A 22,204-nucleotide genomic window follows, 5' to 3' on the forward strand; every position below is an offset into this window, starting at 1 on the left:
CGCTTCGGCAAGCTCGGCGCGTAGCGAGCGAAGCTGCCGAAGGCACCTCAAGCGGCGGCCAAGTTTCTGCCTCTCGCTTCTTTCGTATCCCGAACAGGCGTCCGGCCGAACAGACGACCATATTCCCGGGTGAACTGCGACACGCTTTCATAGCCGACCGCGAACGCTGCGCTGCTCGCAGTCTTTCCCTCCGACAGCATCAGCCGCCTCGCCTCAATCAGGCGCAACTGTTTCTGGAATTGCAAGGGAGAGAGCGAGGTTACTGCGCGAAAGTGCTGGTGGAATGACGACATACTCATTCCGGCCACAGCCGCCAGGCGCTCGACTGGCAAAGACCGCGCGAACTCTGCCCGAAGCACTGCGACCGCGCGCGCCACTCGCCGCATTTGGCCATCTGGCCACCCCAGACGACGGATCGCCGACCCGTGCCGCCCGGCCAGCAGCCAATAGTGCATCTCGCGCACAAGCTGGGCCTGTAGCACCGGGACCGATGCCGGGCGATCGAGCAGCCGCATCAAACGCAGGGCCGCGTCGGCAACCTCGGCGTCAGTCGGGTCAACCCGCACGGGCGCGTGGTCGGCCACATGCTGGGCGTCTATTTGCTCACTCAGCTCCGCGATGACCGCCGGATCGAGTTCCAGAACAAGCGAGTAGTAGGGAGCAGCGGCGCTGGCGCGGGTGATCTGGCTCACCGTCGGCACGTCCGCCGTGATCAGCAGCGAATCTCCGGCGGAGAAGGCGAAGCCCTGAGTACCCATCGTGACGTGCTTGCTCCCCTGGACCACCAGACAGGCGAGCGGTCGGGAGATGTCGTAGACCAGACCGCTAGGCGCCGTCGCCCGCACCGTGTTGAGACCCGGTATCGGGGTATGCGCAACGCCGTCTGGGCCGGCATTGGTGTCTGCATGGCGGCGGACGGCATTGAGGAGTGCGGTCATGGACCAAAACTATTCCTTTGCTGCCCGACACGCAAAGCATTTTGGAGGATTAGGCAAAAACGGTCGAGCATCCGGCAACAAAAGCCTGCCCATTGGGCCGATATCGGCGTGGCCACAGCAGTGGTGCAAACAAAGGAGCAGGCCATGACCAAGATCACGCTCATTACTGGCGCCAGCCGCGGGCTCGGGCGCAACACCGCACTCAGCATCGCACGCCGCGGCGGTGACGTTGTCCTCACCTACCATAGCCGGAGTGAAGACGCTCGGGCCGTTGTCGCGGAGATTCAGGCAACGGGTCGCAGGGCAGTCGCCCTGCAACTCGACACCGGTGACGTTGCCACCTTCGCTTCTTTCACTGAGCGCCTGCAGGCGGCATTGCGCGAGACCTGGCAGCGCGAGACGTTCGATCATCTGGTGAACAATGCCGGCCATGGCGACATGGCAATGATCGCAGAGACGACGGAGGCGCAGTTCGACCGGCTGGTCAATGTCCACTTCAAGGGGGTGTTCTTCCTCACCCAAAAGCTGCTGCCGCTGATCGCGGACGGCGGCCGTATCGTGAACCTCTCCTCGGGCCTCACCAGGATGTCGTACCCGGGCTTCGCCGCCTATTCCGCGGTAAAGGGCGCGGTCGAGGTGCTTAGCGTTTATATGGCGAAGGAGTTGGGCGCCCGCGGCATCGCGGTCAACACGGTGGCGCCGGGCGCGATCGAAACCGATTTCCTTGGCGGCGCTGTCCGCGACATGCCTGATCTCAACAAGGTGTTCGCGGAAATGACTGCGCTCGGCCGCGTCGGTATGCCGGACGATATCGGGCCGATGATCGCCAGCTTGTTATCCGAGGATAATCGCTGGGTGAATGCCCAGCGGATCGAAGTGTCCGGCGGCCAAGCCATTTGACGAAGCAGCTACTACACCGTTGATTGGCTTCAGGTCCGCTTGGGAGCGTCTGCTCGTATGATCGCTTTCCGAACCGAAGGTAGCACCGTAAAATCCGGCACCGGCTTCCAGCTCATGCGTAAGGCAGCCTGAACCGGTATTCCGTCACATGATGGTAGATCTGGCCCGGCCATAGCGTGGCCTGTGGGAAATACGGCCGATTCGGCGAGTCCGGCCAGACCTGCGGCTCCAGGCAGAAGCCCGAAAAAGCCTTGTAATGACGTCCTTCGAGTCCCGGCGAAGGTGGCGCCAGATACTGGCCGGTATAGAGCTGGACGCCCGGCTCCGTGGTCCAGAGCTCCATCTCGACGCCGGAATTCGCGCCCTGCGCCCATGACGCCTGCCTGAGCGGCCCGCGCGTCGCGGCAAGGCAGAAATTCTGGTCGTAGGCAAGCTGCTTGCCCTCGCTCTCCATGCGCAGCGGCCGCGCCTGGCGGAAATCGAACGGCGTGTCGTCGACCGGCTTGACGACGCCGGTCGGGATCAGGTCGCCATCGACTGGAAGATAGGCGCCGGCGTTCAACATCAGCCGGTGATCGAGGATGTCGCCGACGCCGCCGTCATCCAGGTTGAAATAGGAATGCTGGGTGAGGTTGCACAGCGTCGGCTCCTCGCAGGTGGCGGTCATCTCGACGCTGAGCGTGCCGGGGATTTTCAGCCGGTAGGTGCAGGTCACGTCGAGCGCGCCGGGAAAGCCCATCGTGCCGTCGGGATCATGCAAGGTCAGGGTGACAAAATCCCTGCCATGCAGCGAAACCTCCCATGGCCGGTGGGAAAAACCTTGCGAGCCGCCATGCAGCGTGTGCTTGTCGAGGAAGTTGCGCTCGGTCTGGTAGCGCTGGCCAGCGATGGTGAAGCGGCCATCGCGGATGCGGTTGGCATAACGTCCGACGACGGCGCCGAAGAAGGCCGTGTCCGTCTCATAAGGTTCGAAACTGTCATAGCCGAGCACCAGCGGCGCATCGTGCCCGGCCAGGCGCAGATCCTGGATGATGGCGCCCAGCCCGATGATGTTGGCGGTTAGACCGCCGCCGCGGATGGTGAAGCGGCGGACGGCCTCGCCCGTCTGCGTCGTGCCGAAGACCTCGCCGTCCTTCATCGCCATGCCCGAAACGCCAGTTGGTTGATCGATCCCCGCCTGACCTCTCGGGCCGGCTTGGGTCCATTGATGGTCAACAGACCCTGCCCAATCAGAGGCCGAGGCCGCCGATGCAGACATATTTGGTGTCGAGATAATCCTCTATGCCCTGATGTCCGCCTTCCTTGCCGAGGCCCGATTCCTTGACGCCGCCGAACGGCGCCTCAGGCGTGGTGATGAGGCCTTCATTGACCCCGACCATGCCGTATTTCAGCCCTTCCATGACCCGGAAGGCGCGGCCGAGATCGCCCGTGTAGAAATAGCAGGCGAGGCCGAATTCGGTGTCGTTGGCGAGTGCCACGGCTTCCTCTTCGGTTTCGAACTTGAACACGGGTGCTACCGGGCCAAAGATCTCTTCCTTCATGAAGCGCATCTCCGGCGTCGCATCGGCGATCACCGTCGGCTGGAAGAACGAACCGCCCAGCGCATGGCGCTTGCCGCCGGCGACGACCTTGCCGCCCTTGGCGGTGGCATCGGCGATCAGTTCCTCGACTTTTTCGACCGCTTTCTCATCGATCAGCGGCCCCTGCTGCACGCCGTCCTCGAGGCCGGAACCGACCTTCAGCCCGTTGCTGGCGGCGGCGAGCTTTTCGACGAACTTGTCATAGACGCCAGCCTGAACCAGGAAGCGGTTGGTGCAGACGCAGGTCTGGCCGGAATTGCGGTATTTGGCGGTGATCGCGCCGGCGACGGCACGCTCGATGTCGGCGTCGTCGAAGACGATGAACGGTGCGTTGCCGCCGAGCTCCATAGACACCTTCTTGACGGTGACGGACGATTTCTGAATCAGGATCTTGCCGACCTCGGTCGAGCCGGTGAAGGTGATCTTCTTGACCAGCGGGTTGGCGCAGATCTCGTCGCCGATCTCGCCGGCGGCGCCGGTCAGGATGTTGATGACGCCTTTGGGGAAGCCGACTTCCTCGGCGAGAGCACCCCAGGCAAGGCCGGAATAAGGCGTCTGCGACGCCGGCTTGACGACCGCGGTGCAGCCGGCTGCAAGCGCCGGGCCGAGCTTGCGGGCCAGCATCGAGGACGGGAAATTCCACGGCGTGATGGCGGCGATGACGCCGACCGGCTCCTTGGTCACCAGGATGCGACGGTCCGCCCAGGGCGACGGCACGACATCGCCATAAGTGCGGCGGCCTTCTTCGGCGAACCACAGGATGTAGGACGCGGCCGAACCGATCTCGCCCTTCGATTCGAACAGCGACTTGCCCTGCTCGATGGTCAAGAGCTCGGCCAGCACATCCTGATTGTCCATCATCGCGTCATGCAGCTTGCGCAGCAACTTCGAACGCTCGAGCGCGGTGGTCTTGCGCCATGTCTTGAAGGCGGCGTCGGCAGCTTCGATGGCGCGGCGCGTCTCGGCCTTGCCCGACTTCGGCACAGTTCCAATCTTGAGGCCTGTGGCCGGATTGTTGACGTCGACCGTCTGGCCGCTGTCGGCCTGCACCCACTCGCCATTGATGAGATTGGCCTGGCGCATGAAATGGCTGGTTTTCTGAAGCATGGTCTAGCCTCCGTTCGGCGCGCTGACGGGCCGGTATCTGGATTTCTTTGGTGGGCGTGCGCAATGGCATCGATGCCGGCACGCCTGGAGCCACTGCTCTTTACCTAGGGCAAGCCCCGCAATCAATCGCAAGATGGCATATAGGGTTTGGGCCAGCGCAAGGCGAGGCCGATTTGCGCCCAAATTACTATCCAAACACGTTGCTATCCGAACACGTGGACGACCACCGTCAGCCAGAACGCCGTGGTGACGACGGCGCAGGCGGTGGCGATGGTCATCTGGTTCGATGCCAATGCCTGGCCGGTGTTGAATTGCGTCGCAATCAGGTAGGAATTGACCCCGGATGGCAGCGCGGCCGCCACCACCGCCACCTTCGCCGACAGCGGCGGCAGCCCAAGTAGCCAGACCAGGCCGAGCGCGACGGCCGGCATCAGCAGCAGCTTCAGCGCCGATAGCGCCAGCGCCGGCCGCACGTTGCCGGAGATGCCGAAACGGCACAGGCCAAGCCCCATTGCAAACAGCGCGACCGGTCCGGCGATGTTGGCCAACGCGTCGACCAGCCGGACGGCCAACGCCGGCAGCGGCAAATCGGCGATACGCCACACCCACCCGGCCAGGATGCCGATGATCAACGGATTGGAGAGCATCTTTCGAAAGAAGCGCCGGATGATGCGCAGCGGATGCACATGCTCGTCACCGCGGCCAAAGATTTCAAACAGGATGATCGATGCCATGATCATCGTCGGCAGATGCACGGAAATCAGCAGCGACAGCACTTCGAACCCACTTGGCCCGAATGTGCCGAGGACGAACGGGATGCCGAGCAGGACGAGATTGGAAAAAGCCGACGACACGCCGCCGACGACCCCCGCGCGCGCATCGCGACCGAACACCCGTGTGGTGACCAGATGGCCTGCGGCCCATGTGACTGCCGCCGCCGCGAAATAGGCTCCCCAGAACGACCAGGGTGCGGCGCCATGGAAATCGGCGTTGACCATGGTGCGGAACAGGAGCAGCGGCATCGCCACCCCGACGGCGAATTCGGCGATGGCCTCGCCCGCCTCGGCCTTCAAATAGCCGGTGAGCCCGGCGAGATAGCCGAGCGCGACAAGACCGAAGACAAAAAGGACGGTTTCGATGAGTGGAGACATTTTTCTCCTGATAGGCGAGCCGCGATCGCAGTGCAATCGCCCCACCTTCCGAAGCGTTCTGTGCTCGCAAACAGCCGGGATTGGTCGTGCCTTGTCTTTCAGCCGGCTTTGCCGTCCCTATATGCGGTCACCGGAACCCACCCGCGGTGACCGGAAAAGGACGTCTGATGCTTCGATTTGTGCTGGCTCTATTGCTGCTCGTCGTTCCCGCCGCGGCCCATGCGACTGAAGCCGGCTGGGCGCTGTTGCGCGACGGCGGACATGTGGTGCTGCTTCGCCATGCCATGGTCACCGGCACCACCGATCCGACGAATTTCGACATCGAGAAATGCGCGACCCAGGTCAACCTCTCGGTGCGTGGCAAGCAGCAGGCACGAAAGATCGGCGCGCTGTTCGCCGCCCGCGCCGCGCCCATAGAGCGCATGCTGTCCAGCCGCTTTTGCCGCAGCCTCGACACCGCCCGCATCGCGTTCAGAGCGGAGCCCGAGCCGTTCGCGCCGCTTGACCTGCTTAAGACCGACCCGAGCGAGAAAGCCGCCCAGCTCGAGGCGGTCATGACCGAGATTCGCAATTATTCCGGCTCCGACAATGTGGTCATGGTCACCCATCTGGAAAACATAATGGCCCTCACCGGCATCTCGCCGCGCGAAGGCGAAGCCGTGATCGTCGAGCCGCAAGGCGAAGGCCTGCGCGTGCTCGGTCGCGTCACCTTCTAATCCGCGCTGGAGCTGGTTGAAGCGTTCGCCAGTGGTGAAAATCTAACGCTTGGTACGCTAACTGGAATACCGGTTCCGACCATTCTCACACACATCTACCGCCTAAAGCTGCACATCCGCGCCGATAGGCTCAAATGACCAGAGCGGCCTCGTCAGCTGGTCGATGCGGCAGTGAAAACCGCCAATTGAGCGTCGAAAGCACGCTTGAAGGCCGGCCGCGCTTCGCCGCGGGCTAAATAGGCGGAGAGGTTCGGATATTCGTCCAGTATCCCCGATCCGTTCAACCTGCGCAGGACCCCCACCATCATGAGGTCGCCGGCGCTGAACGCACCATCGAGCCAGTCGGCATCGCCCAGGTGAGCGGAAAGATCGGCTAGCCGCTTACGGATGCGATCCTCAACCCTAGGCAGACGCTTTTCGTGCCAGGTCTCGTCGCGCTCCAGCAGCACGGCTGTTTCCCGTTCAAGGATCGGCGGCTCCAGCGTGCTAACCGCGGCAAACATCCATGTGATCGCGCGCGCCCGGGCATTCGCATCGTCTGGCAACAGGCCACCATGGCGCTCCGCGATGTGGAACACGATCGCCCCCGACTCGAACAAGGCGAGATTGCCTTCTTCATAGGTCGGAATCTGCCCGAAAGGATGAAGCGCACGATGCGCGGGTTTCTTCATCTCGCTGAACGAAACAAGACGAACGTCGTAAGGTTGATCCACTTCTTCGAGCGCCCAACGAACACGCATGTCACGTGCCTGTCCCCTGCCGCGGTCGGGCGACCGTTCAAAGGCTGTGATGGTGGGGGTCATTGGAAGCTCCTGGTGATTGCATGAGGCTGTCGAGAGTGATGTGCGTGATTACGACGATCTTTCTCATGGCTAGGTATTCGGTTCTTGCGCTTTGCGTGCAGAGGACGAACGACCGGCGCGGCTCCCGACAACTTACCTCGTTTTCGTTGGCCATGGGATTTCGCGGTCCGAACCTTGGCTGCGCGCTCCCTAGGCCTTTGAGCGCGGTTTATTGTGGCCGGAGGGCTGTTCTACGGCATGTACGCTGAGCTTGGAACGAAGGCGCCGACGACAATCCGATCGGATGGTTGCGGAACATCGCCGGGAGGTTCCGGCGACCCTATTGCCCTGGCAGAACAGCCACCCCATCTGCGCCCGGCGCATCAGGCCCTTTTCCTGCCCGGAAAAACCGATTAGACAGCGCGCAAACACATGCGGACAGATTCCGCCCGCAACCGAAGGAAAAGCCCTTGTCCACCACGTTCGCCAAAGTCGCCAAGATCATCGCCGACACCAGTGAGATCGATATCGACACGATCACCCCTGAAAGCCACACTATCGACGACCTCGGCATCGACAGCCTCGACTTCCTCGACATCGTCTTTGCCATCGACAAGGAATTCGGCATCAAGGTGCCGCTGGAAAAGTGGACGCAAGAGGTCAATGACGGCAAGGCCTCGACCGACGATTACTTCGTCATGAAGAACCTGTGCGCCAAGATCGACGCCCTGGTCGCGGCCAAGAACGCCTAAAATGGTTCGTCTTCAAGCCTGACCCAAAACAGCCGCCCATGAGCCCTCACCACGTCGTCATATCAGGCATCGGCCTTGTCTCTTCGCTGGGCGAAGGTCCGGATGCGCATTGGCGCAAACTTGCCCAGCCGGGCCTGGAGCCTGTGCTCGAAGCCGCGCGCTTCTCGCCCTACACCGTCCACCCGCTGCCCGAGATCGACTGGAACCTGCAGATCGCCAAGCGCGGCGACCAGCGGCAGATGGAAACCTGGCAGAGGCTCGGCACCTACGCCGCCGGCATGGCGCTGGACGACGCCGGCATCAAGGGCAATGACGAACTCTGCGCGACCATGGACATGGTGGTGGCTGCCGGCGGCGGCGAGCGCGACGAGGCGGTCGACGCCGATATTCTCGTCGCTTCGGAAAGCCGCAACGACCGCGACGTGCTGCTCAACGAGAAACTGACCACCGAATTGCGGCCGACGCTCTTTCTGGCGCAGCTTTCCAACCTGCTCGCCGGCAACATCTCGATCGTCCACAAGGTGACGGGATCGTCGCGCACCTTCATGGGCGAGGAAGGTGCAGGCGTCGCCGCCGTCGAGACAGCCGCCGCGCGCATCCGCTCCGGGCAATCGACGCACATACTGGTCGGCGGCGCCTTCCAGACCGAACACTCCGACATGCTGCTTGGCTATGAACTGGCCGGCTACCTGCATCGCGGTCCCTGGAGACCGGTCTGGCAGAGGCAAGGCGCCGAAGGCGGCGGCGTGGTGACCGGATCCGGCGGCGCGTTTCTCGTCCTGGAACAGCGCGAGCACGCGATCAGCCGCGGGCGAAAGATCTATGCCGAACTCGGCCCGGTGGTATCCGGGCGCGCCAAACGCCGGCAGGGCGAGCTCGATGGCGAGATTGCCGCGCTGCTCAGGCAGGCTGCATTGCCGAACGGCGAGTTGCTGACGATTTCAGGCGCTTCGGGCGCCCATGCCGCTACTGCCGCCGAGAAATCGGTGTTCGGCGCCAACCCGGCGATTGCCGCACGCGGCTTTTCGACGCTGACCGGTCACATGAAGGAAGCGCAGTTTCCCTTCGCCGTGGCGCTGGCGGCACTGGCTGTCGAGCGCAAGGCCGCCTACCCGGCTTTTGACGCCGCCACTGAGAAGCCGTTCAACGGCGTTCCCAGGACCGTCCTTGCAACGGCGATCGGCTATCACCAATTCGAGGGCATGGCGTTGGTCAACGCCGCCGATTAAAGGTCTCAGGACAACAACATGGCCAATCTGAACGATCACATGGGCAGGCCGATCGTCGCCGTCACCGGTATCGGCGTGGTAACGTCGCTGGGCGTCGGTAAGGCCGACAATTGGGCAGCGCTCACAGCGGGCAAGTCCGGCATTCATCCGATCACCCGCTTTCCGGTCGACCATCTGAACACCCGCATCTCCGGCATGGTCGATTTCCTGCCGTCGAGCTCCAAGGGCGCCAGTCTCCTCACCTATGAATTGGCCGAGACCGCCGCGCAGGAAGCCGTGGCCGAAGCCGGCCTTAATCCGGGCGATTTCGGCGGGCCGCTTTTCCTCGCCTCGCCGCCGGTTGAACTCGACTGGAGCGAGCGCTTCTCGCTCTACAATTCCGACAAGCACGACATCGGCGCCGAGAGGCTGCTTCGCGTGGCGCGCGGCTTAAAAGAGCTCGATGTTTTCGAGACCACCCAGTTCGGTTCGATCGCCGACCGGCTCGCCGACCGTTTTGGGACGCGCGGCCTGCCGATCACGCTGTCGACGGCTTGCGCCTCGGGCGCCACCTCGATCCAGCTCGGCGTCGAGGCGATCCGCCGCGGCGAATGCGACAGGGCGCTGTCGATCGGCGCCGACGGTTCGGCGACCGCCGAGGCGCTGATCCGTTTCTCGCTGCTTTCCGCGCTCTCCACCCATAACGACATCCCCGAAAAGGCGTCCAAGCCGTTCTCCAAGGACCGGGACGGTTTTGTCCTCGCTGAGGGTTCTGGCGCGCTGGTATTGGAATCGCTGGAGGCCGCACTGGCTCGCGGCGCGACCATTCTCGGCATCCTGCGCGGCTGCGGCGAGAAGGCCGACGATTTCCATCGCACCCGCTCGAAGCCGGACGGTTCGCCGGCGATCGCTGCGGTTCGCGCCGCCCTCGCCGATGCCGGCCTGAGCGAAGACGAGATCGATTATGTCAACGCCCATGGCACCTCGACGCCGGAAAACGACAAGATGGAGCATCTGTCGCTGTCGACCGTGTTCGGCGAGCGGATCGGCTCGATGCCGATCTCGTCGAACAAGTCGATGATCGGCCACACGCTGTCGGCGGCCGGCGCCGTCGAGGCCGCGTTTTCGCTGATGACCATGCGCGAAAGCGTCATTCCGCCGACCATCAATTACGACAATCCCGATCCGGCGATCGTGCTCGACGTGGTGCCGAACATGAAGCGCAACGCCGAGGTCGGCACGGTGCTGTCGAACTCCTTCGGCTTCGGCGGCCAGAACACCTGCCTTGTCATGGCGCGGGAACCGGTCTAAGCGAGCGCTTTCCGCTCAACAGAACCGACAGGCCTAATGCGCGCATTGCAACTTATCGAGGACCGCCGCCTTGAAACGGTGGACCTGCCGCCTCCGGCGCAGCCTGCGCTGGGCGAAGTGACGCTGCGCATCAAGGCCGTGGCGCTCAACCATATCGACGTCTGGGGCTGGCGCGGCATGGCCTTCGCCAAGCGCAAGCTGCCGCTGGTCGTCGGCGCCGAAGCCTCCGGCGAGGTCGAGGCGGTCGGCCCCGGCGTCTCCAGCCTTGTGCCCGGGCAGCTTGTGTCGATCTATGGCGCGCGCACCTGCGGGCTTTGCCGCGCCTGCCGCGAAGGCCGCGACAATCTTTGCGAGCATGTTTCGGGCGTTCACGGCTTCCATCTCGACGGCTTTGCGCAAGAAAAGATAAACCTACCGGCGCGCCTGCTGGTCCCTGCCCCGCCCGGCGTGACGGACATCGGCGCGGCCGTCGCGCCCGTCACCTTCGGCACGGTCGAGCACATGCTGTTCGATAATGCCAAGCTGCAAGCTGGCGAAACCATCCTCATCCATGCCGGCGGCTCGGGCATCGGTTCCGCCGCGATCCAGCTTGCCAGGAAAATGGGCTGCACCGTGATCACCACGGTCGGCTCAAACGATAAGATCGACAAGGCGAAGGCGCTTGGCGCCGACCATGTCATCAACTATCGCGAGGACCGTTTCGAAGGCGTGGTGCGCAAGCTGACGAAGAAGAAGGGCGTCGATGTCGTCTTCGAGCATGTCGGCGCCGACACCTTTGCTGCCTCGATGCTGTGCCTGAAACGCGGTGGTCGCCTGGTGACCTGCGGCTCGACCTCGGGCGTCTCGACCCAGATCAATCTGATGCAATTGTTCCAGCAGCAGCTGAAGCTGCTCGGCTCCTTTGGCTGCCGCATGGAAAACATGGCGGACGCCATGCAGAAAATGGCGGCGGGGCTGGTTTCTCCGGTTATCGACACAGAAGTCGGCTTCGGCGACATCGAGGCCGCGCTGAAGCGCATGGAAGGCCGCGACGTGTTCGGCAAGATCATCCTGCGCGTCGGTTAGACCATGATGTTGGTCTAGGAATGATCGGCGACGCCTTCAGGAAGCTCCGCAGGGACCTGGCGTTCCGCCATGGCAGGCGGTTGCGCCAGTTCAACTATTGGCTGCTGGCGCGCGCCGCGATGACGATGATTTGGGTGCTGCGCCTGCTGCCGGTCGACAGCGCGCTCAATTTCGCCGACCGCGTCGCCCGCCGCGTTGGGCCTTGGGTTGGGCGCCACAACGTCGCCATCGCCAATCTGCGCAAGGCATATCCGGAAAAGAGCGACAGCGAGATCCAGGCCATCGCTTCCGACATGTGGGGCAACATGGCTCGCCTCGCCGCGGAATACATCTTTCTCGATGCGCTCTTCGATTACGACCCGAAAGCGACGAAACCGGGCCGCGTCGAGGTCCGCGGCGTCGATCATTTCGGCGAGATCGCCGGCGAGCAAAAACCGCATATCATCTTCACCGGGCATCTCGGCAATTTCGAGCTGCTTCCGGTGGCGGCAGCCACTTTCGGCATGAACATCACGGCGCTGTTTCGCCCTCCCAACAACCCTTACCTTGCCGACTACATCCTCTCGACGCGCCGCTCGACCATGGGATCGCTCCTGCCCTCCTCGACCGGCGCTTCATTCGCGCTTGCCGCTATCCTGGAGAAAGGCGGCAATATCGGTGTGCTGGTCGACCAGAAATTCTCGGGCGGGCTCGAAACGACCTTCTTCGGCCGCCCATGCGAGAGCAACCGGGTTCTGGGCACTCTGGCGCGGCACTATGACTGCGATGTCTATCCGGCGCGCTGCGTGCGCCTGCCGGGCAACCGCTTCCGGCTCGAGATCGAGGACAAGCTGACCTTGCCGCGCACTGCCGGCGGCAGTGTCGACGTCCATGGCACCACCCAGCTGCTCAACGACGTGGTCGAGCGTTGGGTGCGCGAGGATCCCGGCCAGTGGATGTGGTTCCACAAAAGGTGGGAAATCAGCGGCCGGCGCCGAAAGCGTCAACAGGCGAGACAGCGCGGCAAAGCCGCCTGAGCGGAAGCCGCAACATTGCTTTGTGACGGCAGTTATGCTATAGATTTTGGCGTGGTGCTGATTTGCGCCACCGACCCGCCCGGCTCCCGAGGCGGGTTTTTTTGCGGCGTTCCTGATCGGTCAAAGCTTTGCCTCATCGGCCGTAAGTGCGTGCTCTCGCGTGCCGGAGACGATGATCTCCAGGACCTCATGCTCGTCGGTGTTCCTGATGTAGCGATCGCCGACGTTCTCGCCGCGCTTCAGCACCATCACGCGATCGCCGACAGCGAAGATGTCAACGAGGCGGTGGGAGATGATGATCTGGGCAACGCCCTGCTTTTTCAGTTCCAGCATCGTTTCGAGCAGCCGCTCGGTCGCCATCACCGAGAGATTGGCGGTCGGCTCGTCGAGGATCACCACGCGCGGCTGGAAGGAGATAGCGCGGGCAATCGCCACAGATTGCTGGCGGCCGCCCGACAGGCTCTCGACCTTTTGATAGACGGAGTTCACGTCGACCTTGAGCCGCTTCAGCACACTGTCGGCTTCCGCGTACATTTTCCGCCGATTGACGAAAAGGCCCTTGAGCGGCCAACGGCCAAGAAAGATATTCTGACCGACATCCATATTCCCGCAAAGAGCGAAGTCCTGGTAGATCATCTCGATGCCGGCGTCGCGGCTTTCGTGCGGGCTCTTGAAGTGCACCGGCTGCCCGGCGACGAAGATCTCGCCGGCGTCGCGCTGGTAGGCGCCGGTCAGGATCTTCATCAGCGTCGACTTGCCGGCCGAGTTGTCGCCGACGAGGCCCAGTATCTCGCCGGGATAGAGCACGAGGTCGACGTTGCGGAGCGCCTGCACCGCACCGAAGGCTTTTTCGATGCCCCGCATTTCTACGATCGGTGCAGGCCTGGTCGCGTCACGCATGGGTGGTTTCCGCCGTTCTTGTGCGCCGCGCGAGGCGCGCCCGCAGGCGGCCGAAGATGTTGGCCTGGCGCACCCAGATGTCGATCAGCACCGCCACGATCAGGATGCCGCCGATGAAGACGTTGATCCAGTGCTGCGGCATGGCGAAGCCCTGAACGTTGAGCTGCAGCAGCGCCCGGATCAGGGTGATCACTGCCGCCCCGGCGAGCGCCCCGATCACGGTGCCGTAGCCGCCGAAGATCGAACCGCCGCCGATGATCACCGAGGCGATGGCGTCGAGCTCGCGGAACTGGCCGGCCACCGGGTTGAAGCTGCGGAAGTAGGCGACGTTGATGATCCCGGCCATTGTCGCGCAGAGCGCCGCCAGCATGAGCGCGAGGAACCGCACCCGGTTGGTGTCGATCCCGGCATAAGCGGCGGCGCGAATGTTGCCGCCGGTCGCATAGACCTTCTGCCCGAACGGCATGTAGGCGAGCACGACGCCGGCAATGAGGGCGACGAACAGCATCCAGATGGTCTGGACGCTCACCACCTCGGCGATCGAGCGCAGGAGCCCGTCCGGCAGCGAGATGCGGTAGTGCAGCAGGATGTCGTTCACCTTGCGGCCAAGCAGGTTGTAGCCCTCGGGCCAGCCGGTGAGCTGCTGCCCGGCGACGAACCAGGCGGCGAGGCCGCGGGCGATGTAGAACATGCCGAGCGTGGCGATGAAGGCCGGCAGCTTGAAGCCGACGGTGACGATCGCGTTGACGAGGCCGGCGCACATGCCCGCGAGCAGGCCCATCGCCACGGCGGTCACGGGGTCGGCGCCGAGGACCTTGAGAAAATAGGCGGCGGTGCTGCCGGCGAGGGCAAGCACCGCCCCGACGGAGAGGTCGATATCGCCGGCGGCGATGACGTAGGTGAGCCCGATGGTGATCAGCGCAAGCTCGGTGTAGTTGAGCAGGATCGCGAAGCTATTGGACAGGTTCCACCAGTAGTCCGGCCGGAGCGCGAGGCCGGTCAGCCACAGGAGCACGGCCAGGATGATGGCGAGCGCGTCGCGCCGGGCGAGGAACTTGCCGAACCCGGTGGCCGACAGCGCCATGTCGGTCGCCATCGCGCCCTTGGTCTGCACCCCCTCGATCGCGATGCTGCCGATCTCGTAGGCCGGTGGCGGCGGCCGGCCGCGGAGCCAGGCCCAGAGGCGCCCTGCCACCTGGCGGCGGATGAGATAGGGCTCGATGAGCACCGCGACGATGAGCAGCAGCCCGAGGAACACAGGCACCGCGCCGACCGGCAGCGAGAAGACGGCGTTGACCGTGATCTCCTCGTCACCGATCTTGATAATGCGCGTGATCGGCCAGCCCTCACGCAACACCTTGTCGAGCAGCACCACCAGCAGGGCGCCAAGGCAGGATCCGACGACCCGGCCGCGGCCGCCGAGGATCGAGGCGCCGCCGATGATCACGGCGGCAATGACGATCAGCTCACCGCTGACGCCGTAGAGGGGCGTCACGCCCTTGTCCTGGGCCGCCGACAGCAGGCCGGCAAGCGCCGCGCAGAGCGAGGAGATCAGGTAGGCTCGGATGCGCACCCAGTTGGTCGGGATGCCGGCATAGGACGCCGCCTGCTCGTTGCCGCCGGTGGCGAAGGTCTCGTAGCCCCAGCGCGTCTTGGCGAGCACATAGGCGCCGATTACGGCGACAATGACGAAAATCACGATCTGGTTGTTGAAACCCAGGGCGTTGGTCTCGCCGAGGTGGAAGAACAGCGGATGCTCGCTCGCCTTGGCGGGATAGTAGATCGACTGACCGTGGGTCAGCGCCAGCACGAAGCCGCGGCCGATGAAGAGGATGGTCAGCGTGGCGATGAACGCCGGCACCTTCAGGATGGTGACGAGCACGCCGTTGATCAGCCCGATCAGCGTGCCGAGCAGCAGGCAGAGGACCACCGAGGGGACGATGCCGAGATCGAGGAAGTTCGGCGCGAACAGCCTGGCGAAGACGACGGCGACTAAGCCGTAAGTTGAACCGACCGAAAGATCGAGGTCCTTGTTGACGATGACGAAGGTCACCCCGACCGCGATGATGGCAACCCGCGAGGTGTCGCGGAGCAGCGAGTGGAACGCCCCTGTTGACCCGAAGAACGCGGGATTGACGAGAGCGCCGCCGAGATAGAGCAGCAAAAGCAAGGCAACGAGCCCCACCTCCCAGCCGCCGACAATCTGGGACGGCGCACGGCCAAGTGATGTGGTCGCGGTAAGCGCCATGGTCTCTTCTGGTCGATTTCCCTGCTGCCGCATTGCGGGAGAACTTGCGCCCTCCCGCAATGATTTCAGACGTTCCGAGCGGACTCAGTTCTCGAAGCGCTTGCCGACGTCCTCGACGGTCTCCTTCGTCACCAGTTGGGCACGTGTGTCGAGGTTGGCCGCCGCGATTCCGCGGTCGATCTCCAGATAGAGCTGCATGACCGGCCAGAAGCCCTGCAAGAAGGGCTGCTGCCCGAGCGCACCGGTCAGATCGCCGCTCTTCATCGCATCCTGCTGGGCCGGGCCGAGGTCGAAACCGTAGGCGCAGATCTTGCCGGTCATTCCGGTCTGAGCGACGGCCTTGGCAAGCGCCGGCGTGAACACGTTGTTGCCGGCGAACGCGCCAACGACGTCGCCGCGCGACTCGAACAGCGTCACGATGCCGTTCACCGGATCATTCGGATTGGTGTCTATACCGGTGTTCTCCGGACCCGCGTCGACCTTGAAGGCATCGAGCTTGCCGGCATCCTTCAAGCCCTTGACGATGGCGTTGAAAGCCGAAGTGACGCGATTGTTCACCTCGATGTTGCCCATTGCGGTCGACGACGGCAGGACGATCGAACCCTTCTCGATGCCCTTGTCCGCGAGGCACTTGACGAGCGCCTCGCCGGCGATTGCGGCAGCGGAGGCGTCCTGGCCGGTGTGGCCGATGCCGCTGCGGTTGAGGATCGTGCCGTCAAAGGAATTGGTCGTGGCGACCGGTATGCCCTTCGCCTCGGCGGCCTTGACGATGTCGTTATAGGCGCCGACCTGGGGCGTTGTCATGATCAGCCCGTCGATCGTCGGATCCTGCACGATCTGGTTCAGGATTTCGATCTCGCGGGCAGGGTCGTCGGTCGGCGATTCCGAGCCGAGCAGCAGGATCTTGGCGCCGATCAGGTTGCCGGCGACGGTGGCGCCGACGTAGACCGGATCGAAGAAGCCATTGCCGGCAGTGTGTGTCACGATAGCGAAAGTGAGGTGGCCATCGGCCGAATGGAAGTCCTTGGTACCGGGGGCCTCCTTTGCAGCTTCTTCGAAGCTGTAGCCGCCGACCGCCTTATCGACACCGCCCGATTGTGCGTAGGCGTTCGATACGCCGAGCGATAACGCCGCGGCACACGCCGCGAGCGAGAAAATGCGTTTCATGATTTTCCTCCCTTGCAACCAACGGTCGGAAGCCGTTCGGGCGCGTTTATTCAGGGATTCCGAATGCTTCCTCCCACCCCTCATATTCTGCCCAAAGCCCGCCCACGTAAATAGTGCTCCCACTTTCACCGATGTTCAGAGCGGAAGCCGTCGTCGCTTCACAAGAAGCGCCCGCTCTGACTTCTTGTAGGAGCCGGCGAACCTTCGGTTTTCCGGCTCGCTTGCAGCCAGCCACAGCTAGTTGGTCACGACGATCCGCGTGTTGCGGAAGCCTGCCTGCCTCACCATCGAATAGAAGGCGGCGGCATTGGCGGGGTGCAGCCGGACGCAGCCATGCGACGCCGGACGCCCGAGAGACTTCACCGCGCCCGTGCCATGGATGGCGTAGCCGCCGCGGTAGAACACCGAATGAGGCATCGGCGACATGTCGTATTTGCGCGAATACCACATCCGTGCCGTTCGTTGCGGCCGGTAGGTGCCTCGCGGCGTGATATAACCTTGGCGTGCCGTGGATACGCGCCAGCGGTAGACCGCCTGACCATATCTTACAGTCATCGTCTGCGATGACACGTCGATCCTTGCAACCAGCTTGGCTGCCCAGCCCTCGACCGAAGAACCGAACAGCATTGTTGCCAGTAACGCTACCATGAGAACGGTCTTTTTCATGCGATCAAACCCCTTTGATTGCCCTTGCCTGCCTGCCTTCATGCTATTCTTCTTCTTTTGGCAAGTGAATGAGGTAACCACACACCTCTAACGAAATCACCAATTCAAAGCAGCGAATTTGAACGATTTCCCGCGATAGTTGCCGCAACGACACGCAACCAAGGCGCACCCACCAACAGGCTTGCCAAAGGGCGTTGTTGGCTGCTCAATTCGCCGAATGAACGAACTTCTCCTGAAAGCGGTCGATGATCGGATCGACGACCTGGTCGCACTGACCGCCGACCTGATCCGCTTTCCGACCATCAATCCGCCCGGCGAAGCCTACCGGCCATGCGCCGAATACGTTGGAGCGCGGCTGAAGAAGCGCGGTTTCGACGTCGAATTCATCCGCGCCGAAGGCACGCCCGGCGATACCGATCGCTACCCGCGCGTCAATGTCGTCGCCCGCTTCGATGGCCGCTCGCCCGGCGCCTGCGTGCATTTCAACTCGCATATCGACGTGGTCGAAGCCGGCGACGGCTGGAGCCTCGATCCCTTCGCCGGCATCGTCAGGGACGGCAAGGTCTATGGCCGCGGCGCCTGCGACATGAAGGGGGGCTTGGCCGCCTCGATCATCGCCGTCGAAGCCTTCATGGAGGTCTTCCCCGACTTTCCGGGCGCCATCGAAATATCAGGCACGGTCGATGAGGAGTCTGGCGGCTTTGGCGGCGTCGCCCATCTGGCCAGGCTCGGCTATTTCTCCAAGCCGAAGGTCGATCACGTCATAATCCCCGAGCCGTTGAACAAGGATCGCATCTGCCTTGGCCATCGCGGGGTGTGGTGGGCGGAGATCGAAACCAAGGGCGAGATCGCCCACGGCTCGATGCCGTTCCTCGGTGATAATGCGGTGCGCCATATGGGCGCCGTGCTGGGGGCTTTCGAGGACGAGCTGTTCCCGGCGCTCGACCGCAAGGTGACAAGCATGCCGGTCGTGCCCGACGGCGCAAAGCGCTCGACCATGAACATCAACTCGATCCATGGCGGCCAGACGGAGGATTTCCGGCCCGGCCTGCCCTCGCCCAACGTGCCCGATTCCTGCCGGCTGACCATCGACCGCCGCTTCCTGCTCGAAGAGGATTTGGGCACGGTCAAAAGCGAGGTGACCAATATCCTCGACCGGCTGAAGCGCGAGCGGAAAAAATTCGACTACGAAATCCGCGACCTGATGGAGGTGCTGCCGCTGATGACCGAGCGCGATGCGCCGGTGGTCAAGGCGGTGGCGCAAGGCATCATGGAGATATTCGACCGCGAGCCCGACTACGTCATTTCGCCCGGCACTTACGACCAGAAGCACATTGCCCGCATCGGCCACGTCTACGACTGCATCGCCTATGGCCCGGGCATTCTCGACCTCGCCCATAGGCCCGACGAATGGGTCGGGATATCGGACATGGTCGAATCGGCCAAGGTGATGGCGATCGGGCTGAACATACTGCTCAGGAGCGCACGGTAATCCGGCAGCGACGGGGCAAGCTTCAATTGCTGAGTCGGCGGCTAACGGAAAAACATTCCTGCTGGCGCTGCCGGAAAGCACGAAACGCAATTTACTCCTCGGCGAAATCACGCTTCTATCCACCGGGTTTTGAACATTTTTTTGAGCATATCGGGAGCTGCACGATGAAATTGTGGAAAACCATTCTCACCGCTGCGGGCCTGATTCTGGCCGCCGGAACATCGGCATTTGCCGCGCGGACCGATCTGGTCATCGGCATTCCGCTCGAACCCCCACATCTCGATCCGACCGCGGGTGCCGCGGCGGCGATCGATGAAGTGCTTTACGCCAACGTGTTCGAGGGGTTGACCCGCATCGGCCCGAACGGCGAGGTGCTGCCGGATCTCGCCGACAGCTGGACCATTTCCGATGACGGCAAGGCCTACACCTTCAAGCTCCACACCGGCGTGAAATTCCATGACGGCACCGATTTCAACGCCGACGACGTGAAATTCTCGCTCGACCGCGCCCGTGCCGACAACTCCGTCAACGCGCAGAAGGGCCTGTTCGCCGCCATCGATACGGTCGAGGTGGTCGATCCGACGACGGTCAAGATCGCGCTGAAGAACCCGCAAAGTTCCTTCCTCTACAATATGGGTTGGGGCGACGCGGTCATCGTCGCGCCTGAGACAGCCGACACCAACAAGGAAAAGCCTGTCGGCACCGGGCCGTTCAAGTTCCAGAGCTGGGCCAAGGGCTCCTCGATCACGCTGATCAAATCCGACACTTACTGGGGTGCCCCGGTTGCTCTCGACAAAGCCGAATTCCGTATCGTCACGGATGCCGCAGCCGCCGTGCCGGCGCTGCTTTCCGGCGATGTTCAGGCCTTCCCTTTCTTCGATCCCGACAGCGTCGCGCAGATCCAGGGCGACCCGCGCTTCAAGGTGGTGATCGGCGCGACCGAGGGTGAGACCATCCTTTCGATGAACAACAAGAAGTCGCCTTTCGACAAGCTGCAGGTCAGGCAGGCGATTTCGTTTGCGCTCGACCGCAAGGCGATCATCGACGGCGCCTCGGCCGGCCTTGGCGTGCCGATCGGCTCGCACATGTCGCCCGCCAACAAGGCCTATGTCGACCTCACCGGCCTCTATCCGCACAATGTCGACAAGGCCAGGGAACTGCTGAAGGAAGCCGGCCTGGAGAGCGGCTTCAAGGCGACGCTGAAACTGCCGCCGCCTTCCTATGCGCGGCTTGGCGGCGAGATCATCGCGTCGCAGCTTCGCGACATCGGCATCGATCTGGAAATCGTGCCCGTGGAATGGGCGCAGTGGTTGGACCAGGTGTTCACCAAAAAGGACTACGACCTGACCATCGTCTCCCACACCGAGCCCAATGACATCGATATCTATTCGCGCAAGGATTATTACTTCAACTACGACAATCCGACCTTCGACAAGATCATCGCCGATCTGAACCTCACCTCCGATGAGGCCAAGCGCATGACGCTGCTCGGCGAGGCGCAGAAGATACTGGCCGACGACGCCGTGGTCGGCTTCCTCTACGAACTACCGAAAGCCGGCGTCTGGGACGCCAAGCTCGAGGGTTTTTGGGAAAACGCGCCGATCCAGGCCAACGATCTGACCAAGGTGAAGTGGACGGAATGAGGCAGCTGACAGAAAGGCGAAACTTGCACTCCGTCGCACCCCCCTCTGTCCTGCCGGACATCTCCCCCTCAAGGGGGGAGATCGAGCCCTCATCGCGGCTTTCGCTAACCATCAGCGTTGCAAGGCCAGCGCCGGCATGGAAACTGCCAATCTCCCCCCTTGAGGGGGAGATGTCCGGCAGGACAGAGGGGGGTCCGGCGCGACAGCCCGACCGCTCGATCGCTTCCGTTCCGCCCCCATGACCGCCTATCTCCTCAAGCGTCTTGCCATCGCCCTCATCACGCTGGTTCTGGCCTCCATGGTGGTCTTCGCCGTGCTGGAGATCATTCCCGGCGACCCGGCGCGGCTGATGCTTGGCATGAACGCCAGCGCCGACCAAGTCGATTTGCTGCGCAACCAGATGGGTCTCAACGCGCCCCTTGCCTCGCGCTATCTGCACTGGGCCGGTGGCTTGCTGAGCCTCGATTTCGGCCGTTCCTACACCTATTCGGTGCCGGTCATCGATCTGGTCCGCGAGCGCGTCGTTGTCTCCCTGCCGCTGGCGCTGATCGCGCTGGCGCTGTCCACTATCATTGCCATTCCGGTCGGGCTGTTTTCCGCCGGCCGGCACGGACGGGCCGGGGACACGATTGCGATGGGTGCCGCCCAGCTTGGCGTCGCCGTGCCGAACTTCTGGTTTGCGCTGATGCTGATCTACCTGTTTGCCGTCTGGCTGCGGCTGGTGCCGGCGGGTGGCTTTCCGGGGTGGAGCGCGGGCGTCTGGCCAGCACTGAAATCGCTGTTCCTGCCGGCGATCGCGCTCGCCCTGCCGCAAGCGGCGATCCTCGCCCGCGTCACCCGCTCGGCGCTGATCGAAGTGCTGAACGAGGACTATATCCGCACCGCCCGCGCCAAGGGCCTGCCCTATCGCGCGGTGCTTTGGCGGCACGCGCTGCGCAACGCCATGATCCCGGTGCTGACCATTCTCGGCCTGCAATTCGCCTTTCTGCTCGCCGGCACCATCATCATCGAGAACGTCTTTTACCTGCCGGGCCTTGGCCGGCTGGTGTTCCAGGCGATCACCCAGCGCGACCTGATCGTCGTCGAAAGCGTCGTCATGCTGCTGGTCGCCGCCGTCATCGCCGTCAACCTGCTTGTCGATCTCTCCTATGCGGTCGTCGATCCGCGCCTGAGAAGCCGCCAATGACGCTGCGCTTCGACATCCCGGAAGAAAATTTTGCCGACATCCTGGCCAAGGCCTTCACCAACCGCTCGTTTCTCGCCGGCTTCGTCATCACCGCACTGGTGGCAGTGATTGCCATCGTCTCGTTTTTCTGGACGCCTTTTGACGTCACCAGGCTGATCATCGCCGACAAGACCCAGGCACCCTCGCCGGCGCACTGGTTCGGCACCGACCATTTCGGCCGCGACATTCTTTCCATGATCATGGTCGGCGCCCGCAATTCGATCGCCGTGGCGTTGGTGGCGGTCGGCATTGGCATGGGCATCGGCGTGCCGCTCGGCGCCTTTGCCGCGGCGCGCGGCGGCATCGTCGACGAAGCGGTGATGCGGCTGAATGATCT

At 63.2% G+C, this 22,204-nt stretch carries 19 protein-coding genes and 1 pseudogene; 11 read left to right on the forward strand and 9 right to left on the reverse strand.

Annotated elements, in window-relative coordinates; genetic code table 11:
• Nucleotides 1-47: 47 nt before the first annotated feature.
• The gene (locus EOB36_RS22135; RefSeq protein ID WP_127294216.1) at nt 48-938 is read right to left on the reverse strand and encodes an AraC family transcriptional regulator; all 891 of its coding nucleotides are present in this window, start codon (nt 936-938) and stop codon (nt 48-50) included.
• Between the two features lie 144 nt (nt 939-1,082).
• Here EOB36_RS22135 and EOB36_RS22140 point away from each other — a divergent pair, with 144 nt between their 5' ends.
• A complete protein-coding gene (locus tag EOB36_RS22140; RefSeq protein ID WP_128242630.1) occupies nt 1,083-1,838 on the forward strand; it encodes an SDR family oxidoreductase in 756 nt (251 codons plus the stop codon).
• 112 nt (nt 1,839-1,950) lie between these two features.
• Here EOB36_RS22140 and EOB36_RS22145 read toward each other — a convergent pair whose 3' ends face one another.
• The 3 genes from EOB36_RS22145 to EOB36_RS22155 all read right to left on the reverse strand — a co-directional run bounded on the left by EOB36_RS22145 (nt 1,951) and on the right by EOB36_RS22155 (nt 5,676).
• On the reverse strand, nt 1,951-2,982 hold the full coding sequence (locus tag EOB36_RS22145) for an aldose epimerase family protein (protein ID WP_128285685.1): 1,032 nt from the start codon (nt 2,980-2,982) through the stop codon (nt 1,951-1,953).
• A gap of 85 nt (nt 2,983-3,067) precedes the next feature.
• The gene (locus tag EOB36_RS22150) at nt 3,068-4,525 is read right to left on the reverse strand and encodes an NAD-dependent succinate-semialdehyde dehydrogenase (protein WP_128285686.1); all 1,458 of its coding nucleotides are present in this window, start codon (nt 4,523-4,525) and stop codon (nt 3,068-3,070) included.
• Nucleotides 4,526-4,728: 203 nt separating this feature from the next.
• Nucleotides 4,729-5,676: an AEC family transporter gene (locus tag EOB36_RS22155; protein ID WP_128285687.1), complete on the reverse strand. Its 948-nt coding sequence runs from the start codon at nt 5,674-5,676 to the stop codon at nt 4,729-4,731.
• Between the two features lie 167 nt (nt 5,677-5,843).
• On the opposite strand from EOB36_RS22155, the gene EOB36_RS22160 reads away from it, so the two are divergent.
• The gene (locus EOB36_RS22160) at nt 5,844-6,392 is read left to right on the forward strand and encodes a histidine phosphatase family protein (protein WP_128285688.1); all 549 of its coding nucleotides are present in this window, start codon (nt 5,844-5,846) and stop codon (nt 6,390-6,392) included.
• A 152-nt stretch (nt 6,393-6,544) separates the two neighbouring features.
• Here EOB36_RS22160 and EOB36_RS22165 read toward each other — a convergent pair whose 3' ends face one another.
• Nucleotides 6,545-7,195, reverse strand: a complete 651-nt coding sequence (locus EOB36_RS22165; protein WP_127294446.1) for a glutathione S-transferase family protein — start codon at nt 7,193-7,195, stop codon at nt 6,545-6,547.
• A 449-nt stretch (nt 7,196-7,644) separates the two neighbouring features.
• On the opposite strand from EOB36_RS22165, the gene EOB36_RS22170 reads away from it, so the two are divergent.
• Genes EOB36_RS22170 through EOB36_RS22190 form a run of 5 tightly spaced genes read left to right on the forward strand, consistent with a single transcriptional unit; the run spans nt 7,645 to nt 12,526 of the window.
• Nucleotides 7,645-7,926, forward strand: a complete 282-nt coding sequence (locus EOB36_RS22170; protein ID WP_095486660.1) for an acyl carrier protein — start codon at nt 7,645-7,647, stop codon at nt 7,924-7,926.
• Between the two features lie 38 nt (nt 7,927-7,964).
• A complete protein-coding gene (locus EOB36_RS22175; RefSeq protein WP_128242633.1) occupies nt 7,965-9,155 on the forward strand; it encodes a beta-ketoacyl-ACP synthase in 1,191 nt (396 codons plus the stop codon).
• A gap of 18 nt (nt 9,156-9,173) precedes the next feature.
• Complete coding sequence (locus tag EOB36_RS22180; protein WP_128242634.1) at nt 9,174-10,445, forward strand: beta-ketoacyl-ACP synthase; 1,272 nt, start codon at nt 9,174-9,176, stop codon at nt 10,443-10,445.
• A gap of 36 nt (nt 10,446-10,481) precedes the next feature.
• A complete protein-coding gene (locus EOB36_RS22185; RefSeq protein ID WP_127294440.1) occupies nt 10,482-11,510 on the forward strand; it encodes a zinc-binding dehydrogenase in 1,029 nt (342 codons plus the stop codon).
• Between the two features lie 20 nt (nt 11,511-11,530).
• Nucleotides 11,531-12,526, forward strand: coding sequence for a lipid A biosynthesis lauroyl acyltransferase (locus EOB36_RS22190; protein WP_164897583.1), 996 nt, complete (start codon nt 11,531-11,533; stop codon nt 12,524-12,526).
• A gap of 120 nt (nt 12,527-12,646) precedes the next feature.
• Here the strand turns inward: EOB36_RS22190 and EOB36_RS22195 are convergent, their stop codons facing one another.
• From EOB36_RS22195 to EOB36_RS22210, 4 genes are all read right to left on the reverse strand, one after another.
• Nucleotides 12,647-13,426, reverse strand: a complete 780-nt coding sequence (locus tag EOB36_RS22195) for an ATP-binding cassette domain-containing protein (RefSeq protein ID WP_128242635.1) — start codon at nt 13,424-13,426, stop codon at nt 12,647-12,649.
• Nucleotides 13,419-15,674 carry an ABC transporter permease gene (locus EOB36_RS22200; RefSeq protein WP_128285689.1) on the reverse strand — a complete coding sequence of 752 codons (2,256 nt, stop codon included), beginning with the start codon at nt 15,672-15,674 and terminating at the stop codon, nt 13,419-13,421. Before EOB36_RS22200 ends, EOB36_RS22195 begins: the two co-directional genes overlap by 8 nt.
• 84 nt (nt 15,675-15,758) lie before the next feature.
• Nucleotides 15,759-16,841 (reverse strand): substrate-binding domain-containing protein, encoded by a 1,083-nt coding sequence (locus EOB36_RS22205; protein WP_127204672.1) that lies wholly within the window; start codon nt 16,839-16,841, stop codon nt 15,759-15,761.
• A gap of 237 nt (nt 16,842-17,078) precedes the next feature.
• Nucleotides 17,079-17,507, reverse strand: coding sequence for a L,D-transpeptidase (locus EOB36_RS22210; RefSeq protein ID WP_127204673.1), 429 nt, complete (start codon nt 17,505-17,507; stop codon nt 17,079-17,081).
• A gap of 217 nt (nt 17,508-17,724) precedes the next feature.
• Here EOB36_RS22210 and EOB36_RS22215 point away from each other — a divergent pair, with 217 nt between their 5' ends.
• The 4 genes and pseudogenes from EOB36_RS22215 to EOB36_RS35305 form a co-directional block, all read left to right on the forward strand.
• Nucleotides 17,725-18,999 carry an acetylornithine deacetylase/succinyl-diaminopimelate desuccinylase family protein gene (locus EOB36_RS22215; protein ID WP_128285690.1) on the forward strand — a complete coding sequence of 425 codons (1,275 nt, stop codon included), beginning with the start codon at nt 17,725-17,727 and terminating at the stop codon, nt 18,997-18,999.
• Between the two features lie 164 nt (nt 19,000-19,163).
• Nucleotides 19,164-20,642 carry an ABC transporter substrate-binding protein gene (locus EOB36_RS22220; protein ID WP_127204674.1) on the forward strand — a complete coding sequence of 493 codons (1,479 nt, stop codon included), beginning with the start codon at nt 19,164-19,166 and terminating at the stop codon, nt 20,640-20,642.
• 238 nt (nt 20,643-20,880) lie between these two features.
• The gene (locus EOB36_RS22230; RefSeq protein ID WP_095486671.1) at nt 20,881-21,828 is read left to right on the forward strand and encodes an ABC transporter permease; all 948 of its coding nucleotides are present in this window, start codon (nt 20,881-20,883) and stop codon (nt 21,826-21,828) included.
• Nucleotides 21,825-22,204, forward strand: a pseudogene (locus EOB36_RS35305) (ABC transporter permease); the annotation flags it as partial. The gene EOB36_RS22230 and the pseudogene EOB36_RS35305, both read left to right, overlap by 4 nt.

This window comes from Mesorhizobium sp. M6A.T.Cr.TU.017.01.1.1 (genome assembly GCF_004023115.1).
GTDB classification, from domain to species: domain Bacteria; phylum Pseudomonadota; class Alphaproteobacteria; order Rhizobiales; family Rhizobiaceae; genus Mesorhizobium; species Mesorhizobium mediterraneum.

Coding starts and splice junctions, on each gene's coding strand:
- EOB36_RS22135 (WP_127294216.1), bottom strand. CDS start 938: ATGACCGCACTCCTCAATGCCGTCCGCCGCCATGCAGACACCAATGCC.
- EOB36_RS22140 (WP_128242630.1), top strand. CDS start 1,083: ATGACCAAGATCACGCTCATTACTGGCGCCAGCCGCGGGCTCGGGCGC.
- EOB36_RS22145 (WP_128285685.1), bottom strand. CDS start 2,982: ATGGCGATGAAGGACGGCGAGGTCTTCGGCACGACGCAGACGGGCGAG.
- EOB36_RS22150 (WP_128285686.1), bottom strand. CDS start 4,525: ATGCTTCAGAAAACCAGCCATTTCATGCGCCAGGCCAATCTCATCAAT.
- EOB36_RS22155 (WP_128285687.1), bottom strand. CDS start 5,676: ATGTCTCCACTCATCGAAACCGTCCTTTTTGTCTTCGGTCTTGTCGCG.
- EOB36_RS22160 (WP_128285688.1), top strand. CDS start 5,844: ATGCTTCGATTTGTGCTGGCTCTATTGCTGCTCGTCGTTCCCGCCGCG.
- EOB36_RS22165 (WP_127294446.1), bottom strand. CDS start 7,195: ATGACCCCCACCATCACAGCCTTTGAACGGTCGCCCGACCGCGGCAGG.
- EOB36_RS22175 (WP_128242633.1), top strand. CDS start 7,965: ATGAGCCCTCACCACGTCGTCATATCAGGCATCGGCCTTGTCTCTTCG.
- EOB36_RS22180 (WP_128242634.1), top strand. CDS start 9,174: ATGGCCAATCTGAACGATCACATGGGCAGGCCGATCGTCGCCGTCACC.
- EOB36_RS22185 (WP_127294440.1), top strand. CDS start 10,482: ATGCGCGCATTGCAACTTATCGAGGACCGCCGCCTTGAAACGGTGGAC.
- EOB36_RS22190 (WP_164897583.1), top strand. CDS start 11,531: ATGATCGGCGACGCCTTCAGGAAGCTCCGCAGGGACCTGGCGTTCCGC.
- EOB36_RS22195 (WP_128242635.1), bottom strand. CDS start 13,426: ATGCGTGACGCGACCAGGCCTGCACCGATCGTAGAAATGCGGGGCATC.
- EOB36_RS22200 (WP_128285689.1), bottom strand. CDS start 15,674: ATGGCGCTTACCGCGACCACATCACTTGGCCGTGCGCCGTCCCAGATT.
- EOB36_RS22205 (WP_127204672.1), bottom strand. CDS start 16,841: ATGAAACGCATTTTCTCGCTCGCGGCGTGTGCCGCGGCGTTATCGCTC.
- EOB36_RS22210 (WP_127204673.1), bottom strand. CDS start 17,507: ATGAAAAAGACCGTTCTCATGGTAGCGTTACTGGCAACAATGCTGTTC.
- EOB36_RS22215 (WP_128285690.1), top strand. CDS start 17,725: ATGAACGAACTTCTCCTGAAAGCGGTCGATGATCGGATCGACGACCTG.
- EOB36_RS22220 (WP_127204674.1), top strand. CDS start 19,164: ATGAAATTGTGGAAAACCATTCTCACCGCTGCGGGCCTGATTCTGGCC.
- EOB36_RS22230 (WP_095486671.1), top strand. CDS start 20,881: ATGACCGCCTATCTCCTCAAGCGTCTTGCCATCGCCCTCATCACGCTG.